The organism is Eggerthella sp. BIOML-A1 (assembly GCF_009875595.1).
GTDB classification, from domain to species: domain Bacteria; phylum Actinomycetota; class Coriobacteriia; order Coriobacteriales; family Eggerthellaceae; genus Eggerthella; species Eggerthella lenta.
This window is the reverse complement of the sequence record NZ_WWRZ01000006.1, coordinates 239,805-255,572: the sequence shown is the minus strand read 5'-3', so window position 1 is coordinate 255,572 and position 15,768 is coordinate 239,805. Positions and strand designations below refer to the sequence as shown.

Genomic DNA, 15,768 nt, shown 5'->3' with positions numbered 1-15,768 from the left:
CCTCTATGCCTTTCTCACATCGACGAGGTTGTCGTAAGGAGCGAAGTTCGTCTCCGAAATGGCATCCTGCGCCGGGTTGAGCGTCATCTGGATGAGCGCGCTGTAGTGCGTGTTCCCAGGAAAATCATCCGGCCACCACCCTTGCCGCTGATTGAGGCAGCCAGGCTTTATCTCAGGCGTCACGAGCGCCTTGACGCGATACGCCCCTCGATCGTTGAACACCTCGACCACGTCTCCGTTCGCAATGCCGCGGGACGAAGCGTCTTCGGGTGCGATCTCGAGCCAGGGCTCGGGAGCCACCTCGCGGATCCACGGAAGCTGCACGTGCTGGGAATGCGTCGTGTAAACGGTGCGGCAGTTCATGAACGTGAGCGGATACGTTGCCGCAGCATCGTTGCGGTTCGATTCGAGCGGCTCGTAATGACACGCCAGCTCCTCGCCGAAATCCGTCAGGCTTTCGGCGTACAGCTCGATCTTCCCGCTAGGGGTGGCGAAGCGCATGCTCTCGAAGGCGACGTAGTTCTCGGGGTAGTTCGCCCGCACCACTTTCTTGTCCATCAGCTCGTCGAAGTCGATCGTCGCGAACTCGGGAGCAAGACTCTCCTGGAGGATATGCTTGCGGCCGTACTCCTCGATGTCGAGCCTCCATTCCGTCTCGTCCAAGATGCCGAACCGCTCGGCTAAGAGCTGCGCGACCTGATAGTCGGTCTTGGCTTCGAACAAAGGAGCGATGGCCTGTTCGCGCACCTGCACGTACATCGACGACCAAGCCGTCACGATCTCGAACGGCTCCTCGTAGTAGCTGGTCACCGGCAGCACGAGATCGGCGTATCGGGCGCCGGGCGTCAAGATGGAGTCCGACACGATGATGAAATCGAGCTGGGGCAGCACCTCTTCCACCATGCGGTTGCGATCGGGGCCCTGCGTGCCCCAACCGTAGTTGTGCGTCCACAGAAGCTTGACGGGATACGGCTTTTGCGACGCGACGATGTCGTACCATTGCGATCCGGGCTGGGGCGTCGACGCATGGCCGGGGCGCGGGGTGACGGCCGAAGGGGCAAGCGAGAACAGGATGCGCATGAGGCTGCCGCCGGCCCAGTTGACGTTGGCATGGGGCTTGCCTATGTTGCCCGTGATCGCGGCGAGCTGGACGAGAGCGCGGGTGGGCAGATGCCCGTTCCAATAGCGGTTCGTGCCCTGGCTCACGCGCAAGCTCGCGGGAGTCTCGTCGGCGTACAAGTCGGCCAGCGCCACGATGTCGGCTGCCGGGACCTCGCAGATCGCGCTGGCAGCTTCGGGCGTATAGGACGCAAGGGAGTCGACGAGCAGCTGGTAGGCGGGCGCCGCCTCGATATGCGAGCCTTCGATTTCGAGCGTGTAGGTGCCGCGCAGGGCGGCCGTTTCCGGAACCTCGGTCTCCTTCGACGGCTGGCCGCTCACCTCGACGGAGGGATACGCCGGCTTCATCTCGTCAGGAAGCGCCGCAACCGCGACCGCGGCACCTGCGGATTCGTCCCATACGGCATAGGCGTCTCCGATGCGAACGAGCTTCTTCGTAGAGAGGTCCACGAGAAATGCGCCGTTCGTATGCGTCCGCACGTAGTCCTCGTCGCATTTGCCCGCTTCAACGAGATGGTTCATCATGCCCAACACGAGCGCCGCATCGGTTCCAGGCCGAATGGGCACCCATTGATCCGCTTTGGCCGCGGTGCGCGAGAAGCGGGGATCGACCACGACGAGCTTGCTACCGGCCTCCTGGGCATCGAATACGAAATGCATTTCCTGCATGTTCGTCTCGGCATAGTTGCAGCCGAACATGATGATGGTCTTGGATCCGATGAGGTCCTCCCACGAACTTGCATCCTGTTGCACGCCCAACGGGGGCAAAAAGCCCATGTTGCAACCGTTGTCCCCCATGATGCCGAAGTTCGTGAACGCGGTGCCGTCGTACGTCATAGCCAAAAGCGAATCGATGATCTGCGGGAATACGCCGTAATTGCCGGTCATGCCGAGAAACGCGTTAGCCGTCGGGCCGTACGTGTCCATGTTGCGTTGCATGTTCTCATGGATGAGGTCGATGGCCTCCTCCCAGCTGATGCGCTCGAACTCCCCTGCTCCGCGCTCGCCGACGCGCTTCATGGGGTATTTCACGCGGTCCGGCGAATAGACGCGCTGAAGGGCGTTCGAGATGCCGCGCAGGCATATGCGATGGTATGCGTTGTCCGGAAAATCAGCCGGCTCCACCTTCACGATTGCATCGTCTTTCACGAAAGCGTTGATACCGCAGCTTCCCACGCAGTTCGGCGCGCACACGGTACGCACGATCCTGTCGTATTCGGGCTGACCGCTCCCCGTCTCCCCGACCCCGGATAGCGTTTCCTCCGCTTTCGGCGCGCAGGATACGAGCGACGTTCCCACGGCGGCCGCAGCGGCGGCCGCAGCCGTCACCTGCAAGAACCGGCGTCGTTTCATGTTCAGCCATTCGTTGCCGCGAGCGATTCCCTCGTTATCGTCTGACATGGCCCTCTCCTCTCCAGTGCTCGATCTCCGGTTAAAGGAAACGACTTCATAGGATCTGCAGCTCCCCTGTTCCCCTGCTTCGAGTATACGAACCGCGGCGGAACCTGCGAGCGTTTTGCGGGAAGCGCGAAAACCCGCAAGCCGGCTTCGCTTGCGAGCCGCCGGACGAGATCACGCGAGCGAATCGCGATCGACGGGCCGTTCGGGCGTGATGCGACGAGCCATCTGCTCGAGCAGGTCGACCGCGCGCGGCGCCGCGAAAAGGCGGCCGCGTTGGAAGCGGTCGACCGCCTGCACGATGCCGGCCCGCTCCAAACGGGACAGCGCATCGTTGACGGCCGAGAGGCTTTTACCCGTAAGCGCCGCAGCTTGCTTGACCGTGAGCACCGGCGTGCCCGGAAGCAGGTCGAGAAGATCCTCGAGAGCCGATCCTTTGTTCGGACGGCCGAAGTCGTCGAACCACGATTCCTTGAGCCGAAGGATCGCGTCGAGGTACACGTCCGCCGCTCGCGCCGACACCTCGGCGGACAACGCGCAGAACCGTACCCATTGGTCGATGAACGCCATGCGATTCGTCTCGTCGATGGCTCGGCCGAAATTGTACGGAAGCAGCGATTGAGCATGGCTCGCAGTGTCGATGGCGGGTTCCAATCCGATCGGGGCCACGATGCCGCTCATGAGGCCCCGGCGATGCAAGATGGCGTGGCACATGAGGCGGCCGGTCTTGTCCATACCCGATTTGAACGGCTTGATACTCTCGAACTGGAAATGCGCGATAGCCGCTTGGGCGATGGGGCTGTACGCCTCAAGGCTCGCGAAATCGACCAGGTCCTCCACGAATGCGCGAACATCCTCAGATCGAGGGGGCTCGTACACCTTCGCCGAGACCTTCTCGACCGACCATTCCCTGTTTCTGAAGCCAACCCCGCTCTCCGAAGCGCAGCAGCCGAAACGAGCGAGCGAATGCGCGTCGAGAAGCTCATCGAGGGAAAACGGCTTTCCCGGATCGAGGTCGCGGTAGACATAGTCGAGAGCGCGCTCGAAATACAGGACCTCGATAGCCGCCAGTTTCTCTTCCTCGCATTCGAATCCGAAGAAATCGAACGCCTCGTCTCGCACGCGGGCGCCCTCGCTCGAAGCGCACGCCTCGAGCTGCAAGAGCGCGATCAGGCGCGGTGCTTTTCCCTCGATGCGAATCGTCGAAACGGCTTCGATTCTCGCGAGCACGCGTTTCAGCGAGCCGCTGACGCGTCCGTAGAGCGCCTTGTCTTCCATTCGAACGAGAGCTTGTTCGGCACGAGCGGTGCAAGCCTGCACCTCCGGTGAAATGTTGAATCGCTGCATCTTCAGCAAGCTCGGTGTGTACATGCCCGTCCCCCTTGCTTTCATGGGCCCCTCCCCCAAGGATGCCCATCCCTCGCACCATGCTAGCCAAGCGCTCGGCAGGCGGCAACGGTTTTGCAGCTTTTGGCGAATCGTGGAAAGGACGCGCTTGCGAGCGCTTTCGTCCTCACGTTCCCTCCACCTTACATCAGCTGGTGGAACGCCTCGATCAGCACGGGTACCAGCGCGGAGCAGATGACGCCGTTGAGCACCGAGAGCACCACGGTCTCGCCGTTCGTGCAGCGAACGAGCATGGGCAGCGTGGTGTCCTCGCTCGTGGCGCCCGCAGGCGCGATGCAGGTGGGATAGTTGAGGTGCTTCGCGATCCACGGGATGCTGAAGAACGACACGAGCTCGCGCAGCAGGTTCGCCAGAAACGTGATGCTGCCCGCCTGCGCGCCCGCGATGTCGGTCATCATGACGCCCGCGAGGCTGTACCACCCGAGTCCCGACGCGACCGCCGCGCCCTCGGGCAGCGACATCCCGACGAGCGGCGCGCACACGAGGCCGCCCGCCACCGAGCCGATCACGATGCCCACCGGGATGATGAGCACGCGCACGTGGTACTGGCGCAGCTTGCCCAACAGGCCGCGGCTGCCGCCCACGCTGATGCCGACGAGGAACATGAGCGCGAAGAGGATGGCATCGGAGTGGTCGGCCACGAAGTCGACCGGCGCGAGGGGCACGCCCGCCAGGCCGTACGCAACGCCGAGCGCGAGCGCGCCCACGGCGACGGCGATCATGACCGCCTCGCCGCGCGATGCGGGCTCGGCCGGCGCGTCGGCGCCCTGAGCCGCGGCCACGCGGGGGCCGGGCGGACGGCGGGCGATGTCGGAGAGGAACAGGTTCGTCAGCCCGTACACGGCGGCGGTGGAGAACGCCACGGGCACGAGGCAGAACAGCACGCTCGCCCACCCCACGGCCCCCAGCTCCTCGAGGAACGCGTCGCGGCCGGCCAGCAGCGCGCCCATCGAGAAGATGAGCAGCGCGGTGGCAGCCAGCGTCAGCTTCTCGTTGAGCCCCTTGAGCCGCGCAGGGAACACCGTGGCCCCCACGAGCACGCCCGCAACCATCACTGCCAGAATTTCCACGACATCCCTCCTGCCGCCCTGAGCATGCGCGCCCGGCGGTCGATCTACGGTGAAGGAGTCATCTTATCGCATTCGCGCGCTTCGGGGAGGAGGTTTCGCCGCCGGCGTCGTCGCGAGCAGCGCGAGCTTCGCCGCCCCCGCGACGACGAGCAGCGCGGCGCTTAGGGCGAGCACGAGCGCGGCGTCGGGCGAGAACGCGAGCAGATCGCGCCAGGGCACGCCCCACTGCAACGGGAGGGCGAGAATCGCGACGGGCAGAGCCGCATGCAGACCGAGACCTTGCGCGAGCAGGCGCCGGCGCGGCACCGAGGCCAGCCGTCGACGCCAACGGCCCGTCAGAAGCAGCGGAGCCGCGGCGGCCAGCAGGGCGCAGGCGTACAGCACGTCGGTCCGCTGCCGCCACTGCGCCGTCCACGAGCCGTCGACCGGCTCGCCTTCCGCGCCGATGGCCACGCTCACCACGCCGCCGGCCAGGTCGAAGAAGCGGTCGTTGCCGCCGGCATTGTCGTTGGCGTCGCCGAGCACCGCCACGCCGATGCCGCGCTCGGGCAGCAGGCACATGCTGGCCACGTAGTTCTCCACCTGCCCGTCGTGCGACAGCACCAGCTCCCCGTCGTCCCAGTAAAACGACGTCCATCCCATGCCGTAGTACGTGTCCCCCGCAGGGTCGGGCACGCGGTCGAGGAACATGCTTCGCACGCTGTCGGGCGACAGCACGCGCGCACCGCCGTCGGTCGCGCCGTCGTTCAGGTACATCCGCAGGTAGGAAGCCATGTCCTCCGCGCTTGCGGCCACGTACCCCGACGCGGGACCGCCCCACGCGGAGTCGCCCTGCGCATGCCGGAACCCGTCGGCGAGGTGCAGGCCGAACCAGTCGCGATGCCCCGGGGCCATGCCGAGCGCCGCCGCCTCGTCCGCGTCCGCCGTCGACGAGGCCATGCCGAGCGGACCCAGCACGTGCTCGTCGAGGTAGGCTGCGTACGTCTCGCCCGTCGCGCCCTCGATGACGCGGCCGAGCAGGTCGTAGTTCGCGTTCGCGTAGGAGAAGGAGCCGAAGGTGTCGCCCACCTGCGCATCGGCGAGGGATTCATCGTACCCGAAGCCGCTCGTCTGGTTGAGCAGGCTGCGCACCGTCACCTCGTCGGGCACGTCGTAGCCGGGCGCGTAGGACGACGCGGGCGCGTCGAGGTCGACGAGCCCCTGCTCTGCCAGCTGCATGACGGCTGCCGCGGTGAACGACTTGCTCAGCGAGCCGATGATGAAGGGGGCGTCCGCGCCGGGGCAGTCGCCGAACGTGTCGAGGTAGCGCACGCCGTCGGCGTCCACGACGGCGACGGCCACGCCGGGCACGCCCGTGCGCGGCACGTTCTCGCGCAGGTAGGCGTCCAAGCGCGTCTCGAGCGCGGCGCCCTCCGGCTCGAACCCCTCGGGCGGCGCGGCATCGTCGAGGCCGTCGAGATCGATGGCCGCATCGTCGGGGGCCGGGCCGTCGGCGTCGTCGGGAGCGGACGGCGCGTCGACGCCCTCGCCGCCCCTCTCCGCGAGCGGCGCGTCCGCACCTCCGATCAGCGGCGGCTCCCCGTTCGCCCGCGCAGCGCACGAGGGCAGCAGCACCGCGCACGCGAGGAGCACGGCGGCCGCGGCCGCTATCCGTCCCGCCCGCGCCATCAGAAGCTGCTGTACACGAACTGCACCGGCTCGTTCATGCCCGAGAACAGGAGGTACCACCCCACCAGCATCGCCATCGCCACGACGGCCGCCGCCGCGAGGGCGCCCAGCGCGCAGGGGCGCGCCTCCACCGCCGAGCGCACGGCCTCCGCAACCCGTTTCGCCCGCGCCATCACGAGGCCTCCTCCCCCACGCCGACGAGCGAAGCGCCCGCGTTGCCCGCCGCGTCGAGCCCTTCCGCCGCGCCGAAGGAACCCCCGCCGAGGAACGCGTCGTCGCGATCGTGCACGAAGTCGTAGAACGCCTGCTCGATGCGCACCCATCCGCGCCACCCGGGGTGCACGGTATCGCAGAGGAAGTACTTCTCGTACTCGCAGGTGGAGAAGTCGGCGTAGGCCGCGCCCGCCTTGTCGCACAGCCCGCGGATGCGCTCGTAGTACGCCTGCCGCTCGCTCGCGGGCACGCCCTCGCGGTCGTACCAGGCGCCGTGCACGGGCAGGATGACCACGAGCGGCTCGAGGCCCACCTCGCGGCACACGTCGAGGAAGCACGAGAAGTCGGCGTACTCGTCGTCGGCCTCGGAGAAGTTCTGCCCGCGCTCCACGTCGTACCCGGAGTTCTTCTCCCAGTAGGCGTCGTAGATGCCGTAGCTGTTCGTCGTGCACGCCTCGTCGCCCGACGCGTCGGCCTGCGCGAGCAGCGCGTTCCAATCGGGCTCGCCCGTGGGCGCCCCGGCGGCGCGCACGGGACTCTTGAGCGGCGCCTTCTCCACGACGCCCGGCAGCTGGGCGCGCAGGCTCAGGTCGTCGGCGAACGCGGCCGCCACGTCGTTGACCGCGTCGAGCACGGTGTCGCGGTGCGCGGCGGCCGTCGTCTTCGCGTCCACGCCCAGCTGCTCGACGCGCGAGCGCACGTACGCCTTCGTCTCGTCCGAGATGTTCGGGTTGCCCGCGAACTGCCGGTACAGCGTCGACGAGAACTTCGAGGCGAACTTGCCCTGGTCCCCGTTGTTCTTGAAGAACCACTGCGGCGACACGACCAGCATCGCCTTCTTGTTCTGCACCGCGCTGCCGTACGCGCCGGCCGCGATGGCCTGCCACAGGCTCTGATCGTAGGCCTCGCCCACGTACGTGAGGTCCACGCCGCACACCTGCTCGCCGAACACCGCCTGCGGGCACTGCGCCACCTTGTCCTTCGAGATGAAGAACTCCGACGACCCGAACGCCACATGCCCGTCGTCGCTCATGGCAGACAGCGTGAACGCCGTGCTTTCGGACTTCACGCCCGAGTACACGTAGTCGTACAGGCGCGCGGGGTCGTGCGCGTCCTGCGCCGGCAACGCGAAGCACGCGCCCGTCAGCACGAGCGCGGCCACGAGCAGCCCGACGAGAACGCCGCGCAAAAGCGCCATGCCCGTTGGCGCCGCGCCCCGGTTGTTCGACGGCTTCGCCATGCTAGAGCCTGATCTCCACCTGGTGGATGATGAGGTTCACCGTGTTCATCTCGTCGCGCTCCACCTCGGTGGGCGCGATGCACACGCCGAAGACGTCCTCGATGTCCACCAGCAGCTCGATGGCGCCCATCGAGTCGAGCAGCCCGAGGGCGAACAGGTCCTCGTCGCGACGGGCGCGCACCTCGTCGTCGCCGCACACCTCCTCCAGGATGTCGAGCATCTTCTCCTCGAGTTCCGCATGATCCGTCTCAGCCATGGAACGCTCCCTTCACGAGCATCGTTATCTGCCCCGAGAACAGCGCGAACCCGAACATCACCAACTGCAAGGTGACGAACCAGGACAGCGCCTTGAACGCGGGATTGTTCTTATGCTTCTTGTAGAACTTCGATTTCTTCTGAAACGCCTCGGTGCCTGCGAGCAGCAGGCCGTGGAACAGGCCGTACAGCAGGTAGTCGGCCGTCAGGCCGTGCCAGGCGCCCATGAGGGCCATGTCGAACACGAAGCCCCAGCACGCCGTGGTCAGGCGGCTCGCGAACCAGCGCTTCTTGAGCGCGAGCCGCGAGAAGCGCATGAACACGAAGTCGCGCAGCCAGAACGACAGCGTGATGTTCCACCGGTTCCAGAAGTCCTTGATGTCGAGCGAGGCGAACGGGGCGCGGAAGTTGCGCGGCGTGCGGATGCCGAAGCAGTAGCTCGCCCCCATCGCCATGAGGCTGTACCCCGCGAAGTCGAAGAACAGGTACAGCCCGTACACGTACGCCGTCTGCACCTGCGCGGCCAGCTCGGTCAAAAACGGCCCCGAGCCCCACGTTGCGGGGACGTAGAAGCGGTGGAGCCACGCGGCCACGACGAAGGTGTACACGAGCCCGACGAGCACGAGCAGGATGCCGCGCGCCAAGAGGCCCGCGTACTCGTCGCGCGAGCGCACCGCCCGCGCGTCCTCGGCGAAGCGGCGCGACCGGTCGATGGGACCCGACGTGAACACGGGGAAGAACAGCAGGAAGTACAGGTAGTCGAACAGCCCGCATTCCTTGATCACGCCGTCGCGCACCTCGAACAGCACCTGCAGCGCCTTGAACGTGATGTAGGACACGCCCATGAAGCCCAGCAGGTTCTGATCGAACACCGCGCCCGCCTTCGCCGACACGAGCGGCAGCAGCGTGAGCGCGAACGCCACGGCGAAGCGCAGGTTGGAACGCGGCGCGGCCAGCACCCAGCGCATCGACAGCACGGCCACGACCACGAAGCCCGCAGCGGCGATCAAACCCGGAAGGTCCTTGCAGAACAGGCATGCCAGGAACACGACCGAGGCGGCCATGCCGTAGCGCGCGAGCGGTTTCTCGCGCAGGCCGAGGAAGGCGGCGCCCGCCACGGCCAGCGCCAGCAGCGCGAAGAAGCTCGGATCGGCGTAGAACGTCATCAATGCCCGCCATGCCTCATGCCTCGGCCAGCGCTTTGCGGTCCACCTTGCCGTTGCAGGTGAGCGGCAGCTCCCCGACGAGCGACACGGCCCGCGGCACCATGTAGCCGGGCACGCGCTCGGCGAGCCGCGCCTTGATGAGGCGGCCGATCTCGAAGTCGGTGCCAGCAGGACGCTCCTGCAGCACGACGCACGCCTTCAGGTACACGATGCGCTCTTTGCGACGCACGGGCACGACGGCCGCCTGCTTCACGAGCGGAAGCGCGCCGAGGTTCTCCTCCACATCCTCGAGCTCGATACGGAATCCGTTCACCTTCACGAGCGAATCGAAGCGCCCGTCGCAGTACAGCATGCCGCCCTCGTCGAGATGGCCCGCATCGCCCGTGCGGTAGCCGCGCGTCGGCGTGCCGTCGGAAAGCCGCGTCTCGAAGAACGCCGCCGCCGTCTTCTCGGGGTTGCGGAAATAGCCTTTGGCCACCGTGTCGCCCACGATGACGATCTCGCCCGTCTGCCCCACGGCGCAGGGCGCGCCCGTCTCGGGATCGACGATGAAGAGCTCGGTGCCGGGACGCGCCGTGCCCACCGGCAGCGGGCGCGCGTCGGCCAGCTCCGCCGCGCCGATCTCGACGTAAGTCACGGCCACGGTGGATTCGGTGGGGCCGTAGGTGTTCACGATGCGGGCGCGCGGGAAACGCTCGCGCAGGGCCGCGGCCGTGGAATGGCGCAGGGCCTCGCCGCAGAACAGGAACAGGCGCACGTCGGGCAGCAGCTCCTGGGCGAAGCTCTTGTCGGCCAGGCACAGATCGGCGAACGAGGGCGTGGACGTCCACACCTCCACGCCCGAGGAGCGCAGGTCGGCGAACAGGGCGCGCAGGTCCTCCGTCTCCTCGCGCGAGACGGCGTGCAGGCAGCCGCCGGTGGACAGCGCGCCCACCACTTCGTATTCGGACAGGTCGAAGGAGTACGGCGGCTGATCGAGGAACACCCGGCCGCCCTCCGCTATCACGGGAAACGTGCGCACCCACGCCATGAAGCAGGCCACGTTGCGGGCGCTCACCTCGATGCCCTTCGGCCGGCCGGTGGAGCCGGACGTGAAGATGAGGTACTGCGTCTCCTCGCCCGTCACCCATTTATCCCGCTCGGGCACGCGCACGGGATGGGAGGAGGCGACGACCGTGCGCGCGTCGAGCACGCGAGCGGGAGGGAGCGCCGCGGCAAGGGGAGCCGGCACGGGTACGGTCGTCAGCACGAGCGGGTCGCCGAGCTGGGACATGATGTCCGCGAGGCGCGACGGCGGCATTTCCACGTCCACGGGAACGAAGGCGTGGCCGCTCTTGAGGCAGCCGAGGAAGCCCGCGCACATGAGCGCCGATTTGCAGCCGAGCACCGCAACCGGTTCGCGCCCGTCCGTGCGCGCCGCCAGGGCGGCGGCAATGCGGTCGGAGGCGGCCCATAACTCGCCGTACGTCATCGTCGACCCGTCCGACGCCCGGTGGGCGGGCGCCTCCGGGTGCGCGCGCACCTGCCGCTCCACGGCGCATACGAACTCGTTCTCCCTCGTCATGGTGATCCTCCCGCCGTTTTATCCAATCGAACGGGGATGAATCTATGACGCATTTCTCAATAAAATGTCTACGGCGCGCCCCGATCACCGTCTGCGCACATTTCGGTCACCGTCCCGTCGCATTGGCGAGGCGCGCGCGCTTCGTCCGGGACGATCCTGCCGTATACTGGAGCCTCCCGAGAAGAAAGCGAGCCCATGAGACCGACGATCTACATCGACGCGGACGCCTGCCCCGTCACCTCCGAGGCCCTCGCCGTCGCGCGCGCGGGCAAGCTGCCCGTAGTCATCGCGGGCAACGCGACGCAGAACCTGGCCCGCCACATCCGGCGCGGCGACCCGCGCAAGCCGACCGACGGGTTCTGGGTCGACACGCTTGCCGTGGGCATCGGCGCCGACGCGGCCGATTTCGCCATCGTGCAGGAGCTCGAGCCCGGCGACATCGTGGTGACGCAGGACATCGGCTTGGCCGCCATGGCGCTCGGGCGCGGCGCGCGGGCCATCGGCGTGCGCGGTCGCGTGTACACGCGGGGCACCATCGACCTCGACATGCACATCCGCCACGAGGAGAAGAAGGTGCGGCGGCTTGGCGGCCGCACGAAGGGGCCCGCAGCCTTCGAGGACGACGACCGCGAACGGTTCAGCGCGAACCTCAGGCGCCTCGTCGACGAGGCGTTGCGCGAGGGGGACTGAGGACGTAGCTCATTACGAGGCGGGCATGTTCTCCCAGTAGTCGGACGACGTGTCGTCGTTGCCGACGATCACCTTCGCACGCAGCACGCCCTCGGCCGGCAGGTCGGAGAACCCGATGACCACCCCGTCCATTCCCCACTGCAAGCCCTTCATGCCGTACAGCCGTCGCTCGACGAACGCTTCGGACACGTGCAGCTCGGTGCCGTTCTCGACGAATCCGCCCCCGTCGTCCACACGGAACGAGAACCCGCCCTCCCCGACGGCCGAGGTGACCGTGCCGGTGATCGCGTAGGGGCAATCGTACGACGCGAGGATGTCGTCGAGGCTGCGTTCGGGACCGTCTTCCGGTCGGTAGTACTCGCTGATCTCGACGAACACCTTCTGCGCGACGACGACCCCGTCCGCGCAGGCCTCGGTCGAGCGGATCTGCACCGTCTCCCCCACCGCGAGTTCGTCGAACGGGACGTCGAAATGCTCGGCCGTCGCGCATTCGACGGTCACGCGCTCGCCAACGGCAAGGTACTCGGTCGAATCCGTCACCGCCAGCTCGAGCGTCCGCGCCTCCGCGTCGATGGACGCGATGGTGCCGGTCGTATGGTAGGAGTACCCCGACTGCTCGCGCGGAAGCGGCTCTTCGACTTCGGGAGCCGCGGCTTCGCTTGCGTCGGGCAACATGCGCATGAACAGGGGTCCTTCGGGTACGGCGTGCTGCACGCGCGGCTTGTCGAGCCACACGGGCGTCACCACCTCGATCGTGCCGTCGGGCAGCTCGGTTTCCTCGGGAACGTCCAGACGAGCCGAGCTGAACAGCATGACCGGGAGCAGCACGAGCACGCAGAGCACCCCGTACCCTGCAACGCGGTAGTCTTTGCCCGGCCCTACCGCCGCGCCTATGGCGGCGAACGGGATGGCGACGAAGCACGTGGCCAGCACGCAGAAGGTCGGCACATCGTACACGACGTTGCGCATGACCAGGCCCTGCGTCATCGCCTGCTTGTAGCAGATGAAGAAGAACGCGAGCGACAGCACGCTGACGGCCACCGATACGACCAGCACGGCTATGCAGGCCGTGCGCAGCTTGCTTCGCGGTGCAACGTCCGGACGCGCTGCAGGGCGCACAGTCGGTCGGGCGTGCGGGCGTGGCGGCGGATCGCCTGCGCGCTCCCCGCGCGAGCGCCAGACGAGCTCGCAAACGATCCGCTGGACCGCGCCCGCCGCAGCCAGCGCGGCCGCCACGAAGACGAGGCCTTGGAACGCGAAGCCGAGGAGGCTCGAGGACAGGTCGAGCATGCCGGCCGAGGCCAGCGCTCCCGCTGCCAGGACGAAGGCGGCCTCGCCCGCGACCCAGCCCCACGAACGCCGAGCCCACCGCACGCTGCTGCCGAGCGCCCATGCGACCGGCAGCGCGAGACCCAGCCCGCTGTACACCATGAAGATCGCGTAACCCCAGAACCAGACGAGCGGGCTGGAATAGCAGAACAGGCTCGGCGAGCGCAGGAAGTCGCTTGCCGCCTGGACGAGCATCATGGTCGCGAACACGACGAGCGCCTCGAGCGCCACCGAGCCCGACGAACCGCGCGAGGGCTTGAACGCCGCCCACAGCATGAGCACCGCGCTCATCGAGGCCACGAACGCGAAGAGCTCGAGGAACCCGGGGTGCGCCGACGGCACGACGAGCGAGAGGAGCCATGCCGCGAGCACTGCGACGAGCGTGCCCGCCAGCGCGTACCCCGCCCGAGCGAGCATCGAGCCGCTCGCTTCGTTTCCCGCCGATTCGCCATCGTGCCGCATGCTGCGCTCCGTCCGACTCAGATTACAATCCGCGAGACTCCCGCCTTTTCTGCGCTTCGCGGTAGACCGCATCGTCGGATCGCACCCCGATGACGACGATGCGCATAGCATGCTCGGCTCGCTCCAACTTGTACACGATGCGGATGCCGTCTGACTTCAATTTCACCTTCATCAATCCGCTGAGCTGGGATACGCGCTTGTTGCCGAGAGGCTTTCCGCAACCGCCCTCGGATGCGGGCAAGGGGTTCTCCTGAACCTTGGCGATCGCCTTCGCGACGCGGATGCGCTGCGATCCGTCAAGGCTCCTCAAATCTTCCTGCGCTTCGGGGAGAAACGAAAGCTCCCATGTCATGACAGGTCCACGTCGTCGGCTGCGGCGATATCCTCGGGAGCGATGCCCAGGTCGGCGTACACCTCGTCGGCGGACAGGAAGCCTGCGTCCTGGTTCGCCGTCAAACGCGCCATCGCCTCCGCCATGAGCACCATGTCGGCTTCGACTTCGGACAGGTACGCGTATTCGTCGGGCGTGGTAATGACGCGATAGGGCGCGTTGTTCTTCAGCACGATGACCGGAGTGGAGTTCGACGCGGACGAGAAGGCCTGCGCCGCCTTGCCCCGACTGAACGCCGACACCGGCACCATGTTGTCCAAAAGCTCTGCGGGTGTTGCCATGCGACCTCCTTAAGTCGTGAAAATATACTAGCATATCTTCACGACTTAAGGCAATTTACGACGCGTCCTCTTCTTGCTCGGCCTTCAACGCTTCGAAGGCGGCCTTCATGGTGGGGTTCTTCCTCGTCAGGCGCTTGATGGTGAGGTCTTGGGCCTTGTTGTTCGCCAGGCGCAGGTTGTTCTCGGACGACATGAGCGCTTCCTTCGTCTTCTGCAAGTGCAGGATGGTCTTGTCGATCTCGTCGATGGCCGTCTGGAACTTGCGGCTGGCCAGGTCGTAGTTGCGCGCGAAGCCCGCCTTGAAGGCCTCCATCGACTCCTCGAAGTTCGTGATGTCGACGTTCTGGTTGCGCACGACGGCGAGCTCCGCCTTGTACGCCATCGAGTTCAGCGCCGCGTTGCGCAGGATGGAGATCATCGGGATGAAGAACTGCGGCCGGATGACGTACATCTTCTCGAACCGGTACGAAACGTCCACGATGCCCTGGTTGTACAGCTCGCTCTCGGGTTCGAGCAAGGTGACCAGCACCGCGTACTCGCATCCTTTCTTCGCGCGGTCGGCGTCGAGCTTCTTGAAGAACTCCTCGTTCTTGTGGCGGTAGGCCGACTCGTCGGACTCGTTCTTCATCTCGAACATGATGGAGACGATCTCGTTGCCCTCCTCGTCGCACTCGCGGAAGATGAAGTCGCCCTTGCTGCCGCCGGACTGATCGTTGTCCTTCTCGAAGTACGCGCGCGGGAACGCCGTGGCGCGCAGCTTGTTGAACTCAACCTCGCAGTGCTGCTCGAGCGACTCGCCCACGAGCTTGGTGGACAGGCGCGCCTTCATGTCCTTGTAGCGCTCGATCTCGCTCTCCTTGTAGGCGATGATGTCGTCCTTCGCCTTGAGCTCGATGGCCAGCTGCTCCTTGAGGGCGCTGGTGGCCTGGCACTTCTCGGCGTCTTTGAGCTTGACCTGCGCCGCCAGCTCGTCGCGCTCGCGCTCGAGGGCCGAGCGCGCCTGCTGGACCGCCAGCTGCTTCTCGGTCTCGAAAGCGCGCTTTTGCGAGGAGGCCAGCTGCTCGAGCTCGGCGATGCGGGCGTCCTTCGCCGCTGCGGCGTCGGCCAGCGCGCGCTCGCGCTCCGCCTGGGCGAGGCGCGCCTCGTTCTCGCGCTCGCGCGCCGCCGCATCCAGGCGGGCCTCCAGCTCCGCGATGCGCGCCTCCTTGCTCGCGGCGTCGCCCTGCGCCTTGCCCAGCGCCTCGGCCACGGCCAGCTGCACGGCCTGCTGCTTCTCGGTGGCCAGCAGCTCTTCGTGGCGGCGCACCTCCTTGTCGAACTCGGCGTCGCGCACCTGCTTGAGGATGGCCGCGAAGCCGGCCTCGTCGATGGTGAACATCTTGTTGCAGTGGGGGCACTTGATCTCGTTCATGCTCGCTCCTTCTCCCGTGTCCCCCGATTCTACCGCATCGGCCCTCCCTCGGCTGTCCCGCCTTCGGAACAGACGGCGAAGTTTTCATGGAAGGGACGGCGAGC

14 protein-coding genes are annotated in these 15,768 nt (G+C 66.8%); 1 reads left to right on the top strand and 13 read right to left on the bottom strand.

The features are described 5' to 3' along the window. Positions 1-3: 3 nt before the first annotated feature. From GT590_RS09050 to dltA, 9 genes are all read right to left on the bottom strand, one after another. Positions 4-2,520, bottom strand: a complete 2,517-nt coding sequence (locus GT590_RS09050) for a molybdopterin-dependent oxidoreductase (RefSeq protein WP_161171045.1) — start codon at positions 2,518-2,520, stop codon at positions 4-6. Between the two features lie 171 nt (positions 2,521-2,691). Beyond that, entirely contained in the window at positions 2,692-3,888 is a 1,197-nt protein-coding gene (locus GT590_RS09045; protein WP_161171044.1) for a Fic family protein, read from the bottom strand. A gap of 158 nt (positions 3,889-4,046) precedes the next feature. Then, positions 4,047-4,994, bottom strand: coding sequence for a lysine exporter LysO family protein (locus GT590_RS09040; RefSeq protein ID WP_161171043.1), 948 nt, complete (start codon positions 4,992-4,994; stop codon positions 4,047-4,049). A 63-nt stretch (positions 4,995-5,057) separates the two neighbouring features. Further along, a complete protein-coding gene (locus GT590_RS09035; RefSeq protein WP_161171042.1) occupies positions 5,058-6,662 on the bottom strand; it encodes a serine hydrolase in 1,605 nt (534 codons plus the stop codon). Next, positions 6,662-6,835 (bottom strand): hypothetical protein, encoded by a 174-nt coding sequence (locus GT590_RS09030; RefSeq protein ID WP_161171041.1) that lies wholly within the window; start codon positions 6,833-6,835, stop codon positions 6,662-6,664. The genes GT590_RS09035 and GT590_RS09030 overlap by 1 nt, the downstream gene beginning before the upstream one ends. Beyond that, entirely contained in the window at positions 6,835-8,115 is a 1,281-nt protein-coding gene (gene dltD / locus GT590_RS09025; protein ID WP_161171040.1) for a D-alanyl-lipoteichoic acid biosynthesis protein DltD, read from the bottom strand. The genes GT590_RS09030 and dltD overlap by 1 nt, the downstream gene beginning before the upstream one ends. Before the next feature lies 1 nt (position 8,116). Next, positions 8,117-8,371, bottom strand: coding sequence for a D-alanine--poly(phosphoribitol) ligase subunit DltC (dltC, locus tag GT590_RS09020; protein ID WP_015538831.1), 255 nt, complete (start codon positions 8,369-8,371; stop codon positions 8,117-8,119). Continuing rightward, a complete protein-coding gene (gene dltB, locus GT590_RS09015; protein ID WP_161171039.1) occupies positions 8,364-9,536 on the bottom strand; it encodes a D-alanyl-lipoteichoic acid biosynthesis protein DltB in 1,173 nt (390 codons plus the stop codon). The genes dltC and dltB overlap by 8 nt, the downstream gene beginning before the upstream one ends. Positions 9,537-9,552: 16 nt before the next feature. After that, a complete protein-coding gene (gene dltA / locus GT590_RS09010) occupies positions 9,553-11,100 on the bottom strand; it encodes a D-alanine--poly(phosphoribitol) ligase subunit DltA (RefSeq protein ID WP_161171038.1) in 1,548 nt (515 codons plus the stop codon). 195 nt (positions 11,101-11,295) lie between these two features. On the opposite strand from dltA, the gene GT590_RS09005 reads away from it, so the two are divergent. After that, on the top strand, positions 11,296-11,790 hold the full coding sequence (locus GT590_RS09005; RefSeq protein WP_161171037.1) for a DUF188 domain-containing protein: 495 nt from the start codon (positions 11,296-11,298) through the stop codon (positions 11,788-11,790). A 12-nt stretch (positions 11,791-11,802) separates the two neighbouring features. Here GT590_RS09005 and GT590_RS09000 read toward each other — a convergent pair whose 3' ends face one another. From GT590_RS09000 to GT590_RS08985, 4 genes are read right to left on the bottom strand one after another with little or no spacing between them, the layout of a single operon-like run. Next, positions 11,803-13,581: a hypothetical protein gene (locus GT590_RS09000; RefSeq protein ID WP_161171036.1), complete on the bottom strand. Its 1,779-nt coding sequence runs from the start codon at positions 13,579-13,581 to the stop codon at positions 11,803-11,805. A 22-nt stretch (positions 13,582-13,603) separates the two neighbouring features. Beyond that, positions 13,604-13,933, bottom strand: a complete 330-nt coding sequence (locus tag GT590_RS08995) for a type II toxin-antitoxin system RelE/ParE family toxin (RefSeq protein ID WP_161171035.1) — start codon at positions 13,931-13,933, stop codon at positions 13,604-13,606. Then, positions 13,930-14,253 (bottom strand): antitoxin PHD, encoded by a 324-nt coding sequence (locus GT590_RS08990; RefSeq protein WP_154248557.1) that lies wholly within the window; start codon positions 14,251-14,253, stop codon positions 13,930-13,932. The genes GT590_RS08995 and GT590_RS08990 overlap by 4 nt, the downstream gene beginning before the upstream one ends. 55 nt (positions 14,254-14,308) lie before the next feature. Then, the gene (locus GT590_RS08985) at positions 14,309-15,664 is read right to left on the bottom strand and encodes a DUF2130 domain-containing protein (protein ID WP_161171034.1); all 1,356 of its coding nucleotides are present in this window, start codon (positions 15,662-15,664) and stop codon (positions 14,309-14,311) included. Positions 15,665-15,768: the final 104 nt, after the last annotated feature.

Excerpts from the sequence above, each read along its gene's own strand:
- GT590_RS08995 (WP_161171035.1), bottom strand. The coding sequence starts at position 13,933 with ATGACATGGGAGCTTTCGTTTCTCCCCGAAGCGCAGGAAGATTTGAGG.
- GT590_RS09035 (WP_161171042.1), bottom strand. The coding sequence starts at position 6,662 with ATGGCGCGGGCGGGACGGATAGCGGCCGCGGCCGCCGTGCTCCTCGCG.
- dltC (WP_015538831.1), bottom strand. The coding sequence starts at position 8,371 with ATGGCTGAGACGGATCATGCGGAACTCGAGGAGAAGATGCTCGACATC.
- GT590_RS09030 (WP_161171041.1), bottom strand. The coding sequence starts at position 6,835 with ATGGCGCGGGCGAAACGGGTTGCGGAGGCCGTGCGCTCGGCGGTGGAG.
- dltB (WP_161171039.1), bottom strand. The coding sequence starts at position 9,536 with ATGACGTTCTACGCCGATCCGAGCTTCTTCGCGCTGCTGGCGCTGGCC.
- GT590_RS09050 (WP_161171045.1), bottom strand. The coding sequence starts at position 2,520 with ATGTCAGACGATAACGAGGGAATCGCTCGCGGCAACGAATGGCTGAAC.
- dltD (WP_161171040.1), bottom strand. The coding sequence starts at position 8,115 with ATGGCGAAGCCGTCGAACAACCGGGGCGCGGCGCCAACGGGCATGGCG.
- dltA (WP_161171038.1), bottom strand. The coding sequence starts at position 11,100 with ATGACGAGGGAGAACGAGTTCGTATGCGCCGTGGAGCGGCAGGTGCGC.
- GT590_RS08990 (WP_154248557.1), bottom strand. The coding sequence starts at position 14,253 with ATGGCAACACCCGCAGAGCTTTTGGACAACATGGTGCCGGTGTCGGCG.
- GT590_RS09045 (WP_161171044.1), bottom strand. The coding sequence starts at position 3,888 with ATGTACACACCGAGCTTGCTGAAGATGCAGCGATTCAACATTTCACCG.
- GT590_RS08985 (WP_161171034.1), bottom strand. The coding sequence starts at position 15,664 with ATGAACGAGATCAAGTGCCCCCACTGCAACAAGATGTTCACCATCGAC.
- GT590_RS09000 (WP_161171036.1), bottom strand. The coding sequence starts at position 13,581 with ATGCGGCACGATGGCGAATCGGCGGGAAACGAAGCGAGCGGCTCGATG.
- GT590_RS09005 (WP_161171037.1), top strand. The coding sequence starts at position 11,296 with ATGAGACCGACGATCTACATCGACGCGGACGCCTGCCCCGTCACCTCC.